General features: G+C 29.9%; 9 protein-coding genes. 5 read left to right on the forward strand and 4 right to left on the reverse strand.

Annotated elements, in window-relative coordinates; translation table 4 throughout:
* Positions 1-213: 213 nt before the first annotated feature.
* The 3 genes from aspS to secDF all read right to left on the reverse strand — a co-directional run bounded on the left by aspS (position 214) and on the right by secDF (position 5,872).
* Positions 214-1,917 (reverse strand): aspartate--tRNA ligase, encoded by a 1,704-nt coding sequence (gene aspS, locus IM807_RS00735; protein WP_196362671.1) that lies wholly within the window; start codon positions 1,915-1,917, stop codon positions 214-216.
* Positions 1,910-3,196, reverse strand: a complete 1,287-nt coding sequence (gene hisS / locus IM807_RS00740; protein ID WP_196362672.1) for a histidine--tRNA ligase — start codon at positions 3,194-3,196, stop codon at positions 1,910-1,912. Before hisS ends, aspS begins: the two co-directional genes overlap by 8 nt.
* Positions 3,197-3,277: 81 nt before the next feature.
* Positions 3,278-5,872, reverse strand: coding sequence for a protein translocase subunit SecDF (gene secDF / locus IM807_RS00745; protein WP_196362673.1), 2,595 nt, complete (start codon positions 5,870-5,872; stop codon positions 3,278-3,280).
* 188 nt (positions 5,873-6,060) lie between these two features.
* Between secDF and glyA the strand changes: the two genes are divergently transcribed.
* The 3 genes from glyA (at position 6,061) to IM807_RS00760 (ending at position 8,574) form a co-directional block, all read left to right on the forward strand.
* Positions 6,061-7,323: a serine hydroxymethyltransferase gene (gene glyA, locus IM807_RS00750; RefSeq protein WP_196362674.1), complete on the forward strand. Its 1,263-nt coding sequence runs from the start codon at positions 6,061-6,063 to the stop codon at positions 7,321-7,323.
* A 62-nt stretch (positions 7,324-7,385) separates the two neighbouring features.
* The gene (rpmG, locus tag IM807_RS00755) at positions 7,386-7,538 is read left to right on the forward strand and encodes a 50S ribosomal protein L33 (RefSeq protein WP_196362675.1); all 153 of its coding nucleotides are present in this window, start codon (positions 7,386-7,388) and stop codon (positions 7,536-7,538) included.
* A 1-nt stretch (position 7,539) separates the two neighbouring features.
* Entirely contained in the window at positions 7,540-8,574 is a 1,035-nt protein-coding gene (locus IM807_RS00760) for an aminopeptidase P family protein (protein WP_196362676.1), read from the forward strand.
* A 263-nt stretch (positions 8,575-8,837) separates the two neighbouring features.
* Here the strand turns inward: IM807_RS00760 and IM807_RS04145 are convergent, their stop codons facing one another.
* Positions 8,838-10,400: a GIY-YIG nuclease family protein gene (locus IM807_RS04145; protein WP_196362677.1), complete on the reverse strand. Its 1,563-nt coding sequence runs from the start codon at positions 10,398-10,400 to the stop codon at positions 8,838-8,840.
* A 143-nt stretch (positions 10,401-10,543) separates the two neighbouring features.
* On the opposite strand from IM807_RS04145, the gene IM807_RS00770 reads away from it, so the two are divergent.
* Both IM807_RS00770 and dnaK read left to right on the forward strand, forming a co-directional pair.
* The gene (locus IM807_RS00770; protein ID WP_196362678.1) at positions 10,544-10,855 is read left to right on the forward strand and encodes a phage holin family protein; all 312 of its coding nucleotides are present in this window, start codon (positions 10,544-10,546) and stop codon (positions 10,853-10,855) included.
* 170 nt (positions 10,856-11,025) lie between these two features.
* Positions 11,026-12,816 (forward strand): molecular chaperone DnaK, encoded by a 1,791-nt coding sequence (dnaK, locus tag IM807_RS00775; RefSeq protein ID WP_196362679.1) that lies wholly within the window; start codon positions 11,026-11,028, stop codon positions 12,814-12,816.
* The last annotated feature ends 139 nt before the right edge of the window (positions 12,817-12,955 follow it).

The raw sequence follows: 12,955 nt of genomic DNA on the forward strand, positions 1-12,955 counted from the left end.
AAATCAGATTTTTGGCTTTTAATTATTAATTATTTAAGTTAAAAAAAACAAAAAAAGTTCTAATTTTTCGATAATTTTTTCGAATTGAGCTGTAAAATTAATTCAAAAAGTAAAAAAATTTAGAAAAAAATCTTTATTTTTCTACTCCAAATCTGTCATTTTTCATGAGATTTTAGCTAAATTTAATTTAAAACTAACGATTTTTTTTTTTACTTAATCTTTATTAATTTTTAGTTCAAGCGCAAATTCATCAAGAATTTTTTTATCAATTTTGCTAGGAGAATTAAGCAATAAATCCAGACCTTTGGAATTCACTGGAAACGGAATTACATCGCGAATGGATTCAGTATTTCGTAAAATCATTATTAAGCGATCCAAACCAATTGCAAAACCACCATGAGGTGGAACCCCAAATTCAAAAGCATGTAAAAGCGGTCCAAATTGACTTTTAATTTGTGAAGGATCTAATCCTAAAATCTGAAAAATTTCAGTTTGAAGTTTAGAATCGCTAATTCTGATTGATCCAGATCCTAACTCAAAACCATTTAGAACTAAGTCGTAGGCTTGAGCGCGCACTTTTTTTGCATCAGTCGCAAGAAAATGCCTTGTTTGTTCGGTTGGTGCTGTGAAGGGGTGGTGCGCTGAAGTCAAATTTTCTTCTGAATCTAATTCAAAAAGTGGTCAATCAATAACCCAAATAAATTTAAATTCGTCTTTCTTAATTAAATTATATTTTTCACCAATTAGATTTCTTAACGCTCCAAGTGCCTGCGAGCAATTTTCATAAGTGTCTGAAACTAGAAATAAAGTCCCATTTTTAAAGTTTTTTTTGCAAAGAAAATTTTCAATTTCCAAAATAGGAAAATTTTCATCTGTTTTAAAAGAAAAAAAGGTGAATTTCTTGTTTTCAAAATGGCAATAAAAAAGTTTACTTCCTTTGTTTTGAACAATTTTTTCAGAAAAAATTCGGTAATCAGCTTTTGAAATTAGGAAATTTTCAAGAAAAATTCCACGTGTTTTTCCGAAAAAAAGTTTGTTAAAATTGTCTAAAATTTCAACATCGAAAAGTAAATTTTCAAAACGAAGGTCGGGTTTGTCACTTCCATAAAAAGAAATTGCATCCTGATGTTTAATTTTTGGAAATTCAATTTTGTAATTTGGAAATAATTTTTCTCAAAGATTTGTAAAAAGTGATTCAATTTGTTCCAAAACTTTTTCCAAATTAATAAAACCAAATTCAAGATCAAGTTGACTAAATTCAAATTGACGATCTTTGCGCAAGTCTTCATCGCGGAAAACTCGAGCAAATTGGAAATATTTTTCAAAACCTGCAACCATTAAAAGTTGTTTGTAAATTTGTGGTGATTGCGGTAAAGCAAAAAATTTACCATCATGTCGAGTTGGTACTAAAAAAGAACGAGCTCCTTCAGGAGTTGATTTCGAAAGAATTGGTGTTTCAATTTCAATATAATTATTTTCAAAAAGAAAATTTCTAATTTGGTGGAAAACTTGATAGCGGAAAATTAAATTTTTCCGCATCACATCACGTCTTAGATCAAGATATCGGTACTGAAGTCGCAAATCTTCATTTACTGAAATTTCATCACGAATTTCAAAGGGAATTTGCTGCGAAAAAGATAATGTTTGTAGTTCTTTTACAATTATTTCAAGGTCGCCATTATGGATTTTTGGGTTCGGATTTGTTCTGAGGACCAAAGTTCCTTCGACTTTAACAACAGATTCCTTTGAAAATTGTGCAGTTTTTGAATTTGGATCCAAAACAACTTGAAAAATGCCATAATAATCACGAATTATTACAAAAGTTTTATTTTTAATTTTACGAATATTTTGAACTCAACCCTGGATAAAAACTGAATTTCCAAGTTGTAATCTGGATAAATTTTTGGAATTAAACATTGTTTTCTCCATTCAATATTTCTCTTAATTTTTCTTTTTTTATTTCATCAAATAAGATTTCAATATTTTTTCCAGTTTTTGTATTTTTTAAAGAAATACAATTTTCCCTTTGCTCCTTTTCGAAAAAAAAGACAAATTTTGCGCCTGTTTTTTTTGCAACTTGAAAACCTTTAGAAACTGAAAGCGGAATTTTATTTAATTCAACTTGAAAACCCTGCTTGCGGAGCAATTCTGCAATTTGAAAATTTTTAATAATTTCATCAGGATTAAAAGCTAATAAAAAAAAGTCAATTTTTTTGGAAAGATTTTCCGTCTGTTGAACAAAAATTTCCATCATCCTTTCAATTCCGAAAGCCATACCAATGCTTTTGAAGTTAGCAAGATTGAATTTTGAAGGTAAACTATTATAACATCCGCCGCCAATAATTGTCAGTTTTGATCCTAAAATTTGTGCGGTGTCGACAATTTCAAAAACAAATTCATCATAATAGTCAAGCCCCCGAACCAAAGTGTGATCAATTTTGTATTGAATTTTAAATTCATCTAAAAGTTTAAGGATAGAATTAAATTTTTCTAACTGCTCAGGTGTAAAAAAATCACTTATTTTAGGAGCTAATTTTACAAAATCTTTCTGATTTTCCACTTTGTCATCAAGAATCCGTAGCGGATTATTTTTAATTCTGATTTGAGAAACAGGCTCGAGTTTGTTAGCAAATTTTTCAAAATAAGCGGACAAGATTTCAATATATTTTATTCTTGTTTCCAAATCAGCTAAATAATTAACCTTAATTTGGTAGTTATTGATTTTTAAATTGGCAAGAATTTGACAGGCCAAATTGATGATTTCAAGGATTTGAAATTTTAGGGAATTTTCTTTAAAATTTGTGATTTCAAACCCTGCTTGATAAAATTGTCGAAAACGGCCTTTTTGTGGGTTTTCGTAGCGAAACATTGGTCCAAAATAAAAGAATTTTTTTTCAGTTTGGTGTAATTTGTGTTGACTTATAGCTCTCATAATTGGCGCAGTTCCTTCTGGTCTTAGAGCTAACTTGCGCCCTGAAAGATCGCAAAATTGGTATAATTCTTTAGTTACTATGTCTGAATTTTGTCCAGATGTTGTAAAAATTGAGCTGTATTCAAAAATTGGAGTTTCGATGTAAGAAAAATTGAATTTTTTTGCTAATTCAAAAAAATTTTGGCGAAGTTTAAGGAAAAAATCAGCATTTTCACCGAAAAGATCGTAGGTTCCTTTTGGAGATAAGACTATTTTTGTAGACATTTTTTTGTTTTTCCTTAGATTAATTTGCAAATATTTTAATTTTTGATAATAAATTGTAGGCTAGCAAAATTTGTGAACAAATTATTTTTCAAAATCATTAATATTTACAAAAGTTTGTTCATAAACTTTTTGAATGTTTCAGTATTTTTTATTGATTCTTTTTTCTTTCTGTTTGTTGCGAAATCATTCAAGTTTAACTCAAATTTTTGTGGCAATAAATAAGGATGAATATGTCCCAATTATAATTCCGATTAACATTGTCAAGCTAAAGACAATGTCGATTGATTGATGAAAAATAAGTAGAACACAGACTGTTAAAACAGTTGCAAAAGAAGTGTAAATTGATCTTTTTGCAGTGTCCTTGATTGCGCTATGTGAAATTTCTTTGATTTTTTCAAGTTTGTAAACATCACTATGATTAATTTCGTTAAACTTGGACTTTATTCTATAAAATACGACAATCGTGTCGTTAACAGTATAACCAATTAGCGTCAAAATAGCAACAATTAAATTTTGTGAGACTTGAATACGAAAGATAATGACAGTAAGAATTATCATCAAAATATTGAAAATTAATGACAAAATAATTGCAATTGAAAAAGTTCATTTGAAGCGAATTAAAGTAAATAAAGTCACAAAAATGAGAGCAACAGCGATTGAAAGCAATGCATTAAATATTAATTTTTGCGCTTCAACATTCGAAATTAAATAGTTTGTCATTCTTAAATTTGAAAAATTATTTGTTATTGCTGAATTTAATGAAACAATTTTTGCAGAAAGATCAAGTTTTGTTTTAACTTCAATGTTAAAAATATTTGCATTTTCATTCAAAGGATTTAAAATAATTGCTGAATTTGTTTTGTCAATTCCCTGTGAATTCAAGTAACTAATAATTTTTTCAGCTTTTTGGCTATTGATTAAATCAAAACTAGGATTTGCGCTTTCAATCAAAAGATTAGTTCCGCCACTAAAATCAGTTGCTAAATTAAATCCAGCTGAACCAGATTTATTAATTCCAGCAAAAGTTGCAAAGATAATTATTGCAATTAGTAGCAAAACTAGCGGAAGTCAACGTGAATATTTATAAATTTTTTCATAATTAGCGATTGAATAAATTGATTGGTATCCCCGTTGGTATTTTTTTAGGTAGTAATTTTTTATTCCTAAAATTCAAAGTCTATTGTTATTTTCAAAAAATTTATCTTTTAAAATAAAACTAGTGAGAAATTTTGTGAATCCAATTGTCACAACAAGTGTAAAAATTATTGAAAAAATCAGTGTAATTGAGAAACTTTTGACATTTTTTGTTCCAAAAAAGAACAAAATAAGGGCTGCAATTAAAGTTGTAATGTTGGAATCAAGAATTGCATTAAAGGAGGATTTGTTAGCTTGATAGTTAGATTTTAATACACTATTTCCCGAATAAATTCGCGATTTGAATAGTTCAAAACTTATTACATTTGCGTCAATATTCATTCCAATTCCCACGACAAGGGCAGAAATCGTGATTGGTGAATATTCACCACGAACAACTGTAAAAAAAAGTAAAGTTAAAAAAACATAAAGTGACAAAGAAATTGTTGATAATACACCTAAAAGTCCATAGTTTACAATTAAAAATAAGGAAATTACAGCAATTGCAAGACCAATTGCAATTCATCCAGCAATAAAAGCAGAATCAGATTTAGACTGACTAACAAAAGATGCTGAAAGAAAATCAAGTTTGTAATCAGCAGTTCCAAAATTAATATTTAATGCAAGCTGCTTTGCTTCTTGTGGTGAAAAACGTCCAGTAATTACAAAAGATTTTCCATTTAAAGCTTGTGTTACAGTTGCATCAGAAATCAAATATTTGCGCGCATTGAATTGAAATTTTTTCAATTCTGGTTGCAAAAATTTATTCCTACTTAAAAATTCAGGATTTGTTTTTTCGCCAACATGCACAAAATTATAGATATTTTCATTTGCTTTTGCTCATTGTGCGGGAAATTTTTCTTTTGCTATTTTTTTTAACTCAGAAATATTTGATCAAATCAAAATTCGGTTTCTTCCATGACCTAATTTTGAAATATATTCAGTTGCCTTTGATCATTCAAGTTGGGCATTGCTATCTTTTAGTTCAATAACAACTTGATTATTCGCAGGATTTCTTGGATCCGGTTGTGAAATCGCAGAACCTGGTGCAAAAGGAACAAACCAATTTGACTCATCACCGATTTTTAATGTTGTTGAATTATCAAATTTACCATTATAAAATAATGGGTTAGTTTGAATATCTGTAATTGTTAAAGTTGGTTTATTAATAATTTCCTGAATAAAATTGTCTAATTCACGATTATTGGTAATTTTATTACGGGAAATACGAATTCTACCTTCACCTTCGGTCGAAACACTAGTACCATCTAAATTAGCACCACCAGTCAAACGCTGAAAAATGGCAGCATCAGCTTCATTAATAACTTTTGTCGGGGGAATTTTTCCGTCTAAAGTTTTAACTTGAACTAAAACTTCAGCACCACCGCCATACTCAATTGAACGATTAATGTTGCGAGAAATGTAGTGACTTGACACAAAGAAAATACCACTTCCAAGAAGTGAAAATCCAAGAAAAACAAGGAAAAATCGTTTTCAAGTTGACATTGAAAACATTTTCGCGAAAAAAGCAGCTATTTTCATTTTTCCTCCTTTTTCTTTTTTAATTTAGTTTATGAATTATACCATTTTTATTCAAGTTTTATAGATATTTTTAATACAAAATTAACCTTGGCAAAAGTTGGAAATTGGGTTTTCTAAAACAAAAAATAAAAAGATTATTTAGAGTTGTAAATTAAAATTTTTGTGGTATAATTTTAACTTAGTTCTTCATGTACAAACCAATTAAATTAGTTGATAGCAAAATTGCGAAATTAATTAATGCAGAAACAAGACGCCAAAACTTACAAATTGAACTAGTTGCGAGTGAAAATTATGCTTCTGAGGACGTTTTGATTGCAAATGGGTCAACTCTTACGAACAAATACGGGGAAGGATACCCCGGAAAGCGCTATTATGGTGGTTGTCAGTTTATTGACGAAATTGAAAAAATTGCCATTGAAAGAGCGAAAAATTTATTTGGGACAAAATTTGCAAATGTTCAACCTTATTCTGGCTCTAGCGCCAATGCGGCTGTTTTTGCAGCACTTTTGCAACCAGGTGACAAAATTCTTGGCCTTGATTTGAGTTCTGGCGGCCACTTAACTCACGGTTATAAGGTTAATTTTTCGGGAATTTTTTACCAAGGCGTTAGTTATTTTTTGGATGAAGAGGAACTTTTAAATTATGATGAAATCGAAAAAATTGCTCTAATTGAAAGGCCGAAATTAATAATTTGTGGTTTTTCTGCTTATTCAAGGTTAATTGATTTTAGTCGTTTTCGGCAAATTGCTGACAAAATAGGTGCTTTTTTGTTAGCAGATATTGCTCACATCGCTGGTCTTGTTGCCACCAAAAACCATCCTTCACCGGTAGGAATTGCTGATGTAATCACATCGACAACCCAAAAAACCCTTCGCGGTCCACGAGGTGGTTTGATTTTGACAGATAATCCAGAAATTGCAGCAAAAATTGATAAAATTGTTTTCCCCGGCATTCAAGGTGGCCCACTTTTCAACGTAATCGCTGGAAAAGCGGTTGCTTTTCATGAAGCAAGTCAACCCTGATTTGCACAATATTGTAAGCAAATTGTGCAAAATTCAGCACATTTTGCTGCTGAATTTGCAAAAAAAGGTGTAAAAATCGTTTCAAAAGGTTCAGAAAATCACCTTTTTGTCATTAATGTGCTTCAAAGTTATGGCCTAAATGGCAAGGAGGCGCAAGTTTTGCTTGAAACTGTTGGAATTATTGCAAATAAAAACACGATTCCAAGAGATTCGCTGAGTCCTTTTGTGACTTCAGGACTCCGTTTTGGAACTGCTGCAATGACATCACGTGGTTTTTCTGAAAGAGAATTTAGTTTTCTTGCTGATTTGATTGATCAAATTTTGCGTAAGAAAAAGTTGACAAAAACTGAAACCAAAACTTTTTCTTTGCAAGTTAAAAAAATAGCACTTGAATTTCCAATAAAAAAATCCTATTGACCCAAAAAATAGAAAAAATATGGTATAATTTATTAACATTTTTATTGAATTCAACACTAAAGAAGGAGGAAAATATGCCAAGAGAAGGTCTTACTTTAAGATGTATTGATTGCAAAATGGAAAACTATATTAGTAAAAAAAATAAGAAAACTAAACCTGAAAAAATTGAGGTAAAAAAACATTGTCATAAGTGCAATAAACATACCTTGCACCGTGAAAAGAAGTAAAATGAACCGAAAATACTTGGATAAATCTTTTTTAGATCACAACTTGGATGTTGTAATTTCATTTTCTTATCAAACTAGATTTTGGTTTACCAAAATCGCTACTTCCGACGGAATTTTATTCATCCAAAAGGATAAAGCAACCCTGTTTGTTGATGGTCGTTATATTGAAAACGCACAAAAAAACGCGCAAAATTGTGAAGTTTTGCTCACTTCCAAGGCAAATTTAGAAAATTTCTTAAAACAAAAAACCTTTCAAAAAATTGGAATTGAATCTGAATATCTTACAATTGAACAATTTGACCGAATTAAATCTTGATTTCCAAAAGCTGAATTTTTCAAATTAGAAGCACAACTTTTTCGGATTTTGAAAACCAAAGAAGAAATTGCTAACATTGAAAAAGCAGTACAAATTTCTCTTGATGCTTATAACCAAATTCTACCGAAAATAAAACCTGGAATGTCTGAAAAAGATGTTGATATCCAGTTAAATTACCAAATGAAATTGCAAGGCGCTGAAAAAGAATCATTTGATTCAATTATTGCCTCAGGGCCTAATTCAGCGATGCCGCATTGACGTGCAAGTCAAGCAAAAATTCATGAAAACGACCTTTTAAAAATTGATTTTGGCGCAATTTTTAATGGATATTGTGCTGATATTACAAGAACTTCAGCACTTGGGATTATTAATCCAAAAAAAATTGAAATTCTTGAAATTGTTAAAAAAGCTGCTGAAATCGGGCGCAAAAAGGTTGCGCCAGGAGTCAAAGCTGCTGAAATTGACAAAGCTTGCCGTGATTTCATTACCCAAAAAGGATATGGACAATATTTTGTTCACTCAACTGGTCATGGTGTTGGTATTGATATTCATGAATTACCAGTTGTCAGCGCAAACAGTCAAACAATTTTAGAGCCAGGAATGGTAATCACTGTTGAGCCTGGAATTTATATTCCCGGTGTCGGCGGTGCTCGAATCGAAGATGTTGTTTTGGTGACCGAAAGTGGTTTTCGAACCTTATCACGTGATGAAAAAAGTTAGTTTTCATTACTCTTTAAATTCAAATTTATTTGATTAAATCATCAAATAAATTTGAATACTTAAAAGATGCTATCATATGATAGCATCTTTTTTTGATTTTTGGGAAATTGCACATGAAAATGCTGTCTGAAGCATAGAAAATTAGCCATTTTTTCCTAATTTTTTTACCTTTTGCTAATTCAATTTCAAAAAAAGTTCTTATTTTCAATGCTTCTTTAAGATCACTACTTTTTAAGTAATTTTCAATAAAATGAATTTAAAAACTATGAATGTAAAAGATTAATTTTTTGTTTTTTCTTAACTTTTGATTTTGCAAAAAAATCAACGTGATCCTGAATTCTAGAAAAGAAATTAAACACTTCTTTATCAACATGAACTTTTTTTCCAAAAACATCAATTACTAATGCAGTTTTATGGAAGTTATTTTTAATTAATCCAAAAATAGGAATTTTTCAATTATTTTCACGCATTATTTTATCAACTGAGTTAACTTGTTGTTTTCCACCGTCAACTAAAATTAGATCTGGTTTGATAAATTTATCAATTTTTAGGTATTTTTGAAATCCTTGACTCATGTAATCAGTATCGCCCTTTTTTTCGCCACGATAGTTGAAATAACGACTATAATTTGCCTCAAATTCGCCATTAATATAAAAAATAATTCCTGTTGTTGTGTAGTTATTATCAATATGCGAATTGTCAATGGCCATAATTTTTTCAGCATTTTTTAGGTTTAAATTTTTACAAACCAAATCCAGTAAAAGTTTAGATTTTTCTTTGTTTTTGGTTTCTTTTTTAAAATTTTGCAAAATAAAATCATGATGATTTTTTGCTGTATTTTGAAGAATTTGCTGATATTTTTTGTTAATTTTTGTTTCAATTTTGATTTTTGGATCAAGAAATTCAACATCTTTAGGTCAAAATTCCGGAACTACTAATTTGTCTGGATAAACATGATTTTTGTAATAATTATTTAAAAAATTAACTAAAACTTCGTCTTGATTTAACACAATATCAATAATAAAATTTTTTTGTGAAAGAAAAATTCCATTTCTATAAAAAGTGAAACTAATTACTAAATTGTTTTTAGTTTTGGCACTAAAATACAGAAAATCAAGATTTTTATTATTATTTAAGTCAATATTTTGCTGCTCAACCTTTGAATTTTTTAGTGCAAGAATTACATCATAGTAAACCTGAGCTAGTTCAAATTGCAAGTTTTCCTTTGCTTTTTCCATTTTTTCTTCATAATATAAAATTGACTTTCGCGTTAATAGCGCTTTTTTACAAATAAGGAAATTTTCAGTTAGTTTATCAGCATTAGAAAAATTAATTTTCTGCCCTTTTTCATAAAGCACAAGGCTCTCAAGCACTTTTTTTATTGCAGCTGCACTTTTTTTATTTAAAAAAGGACCATAAAAAAAGCAGTTTTTTCCCCTTAATTTATCTCGTGTGGATATTTTGTACGCTAAACTTATTGATAATTTTTGCTGTTTTTCCAATTTTTCCAGTTTTATGTAAGGATAATTTTGATTATCCTTGAGTTTTATATTGTAGATTGGTTGTAATTGACCAATAATTGATTTTTCAAGAATAAGCGCCTCAAACTCGTTGGCAACAATATCATATTTAATAGTTTTAGTTTTATAAATCAAAGTGGCAGTTTTGTAGGAATTTTTTGTTCCATTCGCGTATTGTTTTATCCGCGAATTTAAATTTTTTGCCTTCCCAACATAAAGCAAATTCATTTTTTCATCATAAAACTTGTAAACTCCTGCTGATTTTGGCAAATTCATGTTTTTAATTAAATTTTGAAAATTTTTCATAAAAAATATTTTTACCCTGAATTTTACCCCTAAAACAAATATTTTAGTTTATGATCTAATAATTTTAGCAAAAATTGGTATAATTCTTAAATTAAACAGATTTCAAAAACTGTTTTCTTAATTTTTTATTTAAAAGGGAAAAAGTGAATTTTGATTCATACAAAAGAACATCTGCATCGAAACTGAAGCAAATCAAAAAAACCAACATAATTTTTTTGATTTTAGCAATTGTTTTTTTTCTTTTTTTTGTTGGATTACTTGCATTTTATCTAGTTCAACTTAGTGGTCAAGGTTTTTCCAATGATTTTATTGAGGCAACTTGGCTTGTTGTAAGCTTGTTTTGCATGGTTCTAACTATTGTATTTTTAATTTCATTTTTAATTGGCATATATAAAATTAAAAATATGAAAAAACTTGAAAGAAATATTGAAAATCAGTTGCGCGAATTACCATAAAATTTCATTTTTTGAACAAGAAAGTTAAAAAATATTCCTAAAAATCAGCGTTTTAAACTTTTTTAAAAAAATTTTGGCACTTTTTGTTTGTGAGTGCCAAAATTTATGGTATACTATTGTCTGTGTAATTCAAAAAATAAAATTTTACACATCAAAACGAAAGGGAAAAAATGGCAAAAGAAATTATTTTAGGTATTGATTTAGGAACTACTAATTCAGTTGTTTCGATAATCGAGAACCAAAAACCAGTAGTTCTGGAAAATCCAAATGGAAAAAGGACTACTCCATCAGTTGTTGCTTTCAAAAACGGTGAAGAAATTGTTGGAGATGCAGCAAAACGTCAATTGGAAACAAATCCCGAGGCAATTGCTTCAATTAAAAGATTAATGGGAACAGACAAAACTGTTCGCGCTAACCAAAGAGACTATAAACCTGAGGAAATTTCAGCAAAAATTCTTACTTATTTAAAGGAATATGCTGAAAAAAAAATTGGGCACAAAGTCACAAAAGCTGTAATTACAGTCCCAGCTTATTTTGACAACGCACAACGTGAAGCTACTAAAAATGCTGGGAAAATTGCTGGTTTAGAAGTTGCAAGAATTATTAATGAACCAACAGCTGCTGCACTTGCTTTCGGGCTTGATAAAACCGAAAAGGAAATGAAAATTCTTGTTTATGATCTTGGTGGTGGAACTTTTGATGTTTCAGTGCTTGAATTATCAGGCGGAACTTTTGAAGTTTTATCAACAAGTGGTGACAATCATTTAGGTGGAGATGACTGAGACAATGAAATTGTCAAATGATTAGTTGAAAAAATTAAAGCTGAATACGACTTTGATGCAAAAAGTGACAAAATGGCACTTACTCGGCTCAAAGAGGAAGCTGAAAAAACAAAAATTAATCTTTCAAATCAAAGTGTTTCAACAATTTCTCTCCCATTTTTAGGAATGGGTAAAAACGGACCAATTAATGTTGAACTTGAACTTAAAAGATCAGAATTTGAAAAAATGACTGCTCACTTGGTTGATCGAACTCGAAAACCAATTGTCGATGCCCTAAAACAGGCAAAAATTGAAGCAAGTGACCTTGATGAAATTCTTCTTGTTGGTGGTTCAACTAGAATTCCAGCTGTACAAACAATGATTGAACACACTTTAAATAAAAAGCCAAATCGTTCAATCAATCCTGATGAAGTTGTTGCAATCGGTGCTGCAATTCAAGGTGGAGTTCTTGCTGGTGAAATTAGTGATGTTTTACTTCTTGATGTTACACCTTTGACTCTTGGAATTGAAACTTTAGGTGGAATTGCAACTCCTTTAATTCCAAGAAACACAACAATTCCAGTTACAAAATCACAAGTTTTTTCAACAGCTGAAGATAATCAAACTGAAGTTACAATTTCTGTTGTTCAAGGTGAACGCCAACTTGCAGCTGATAACAAAATGTTAGGTCGCTTTAATTTGTCAGGAATCGATCCTGCTCCTCGTGGTTTACCACAAATTGAAGTTAGTTTTTCAATTGATGTTAACGGAATCACAACTGTTTCAGCAAAAGACAAAAAAACTGGCAAAGAACAAACAATCACGATTAAAAATACTTCAACTTTATCTGAAGAAGAAGTCAACAGAATGGTTCGTGAAGCTGAGGAAAATCGTGAAGCTGATGCTGCAAAAAAAGACAAAATTGAAACAAAAGTTCGCGCTGAAGGCCTCATAAATCAACTCGAAAAATCAATTTCTGATCAAGGAGACAAGATTGATCCAAAACAAAAAGAGACACTTGAAAAACAAATTCAAGAGCTAAAAGATCTTCTAAAAGATGAGAAAATTGATGAATTAAAAACAAAATTAGATCAAATTGAAACAGCAGCGCAATCATTTGCACAGTCAACCGCACAACAAGCAAACACTGCAGAATCTAATGATTCCAACACAGTTGACGCTGAAATCAAACAGGATTAATTTTTAATAAAAAAACACACTTGCAAAATCTAAATTAGTTTTGGTTTTGCACTAATGTGTGTTTTTTACTTTCAAAGGATAAAATAGACTCAAAGAAGTGGAAAATTCTCTCTGAAAGTTTCAAAAATTTCCACTTTCA

The organism is Mycoplasma sp. 'Moose RK' (assembly GCF_015708155.1).
In the GTDB taxonomy this organism is placed as follows: domain Bacteria; phylum Bacillota_I; class Bacilli_A; order Mycoplasmatales; family Metamycoplasmataceae; genus Mesomycoplasma.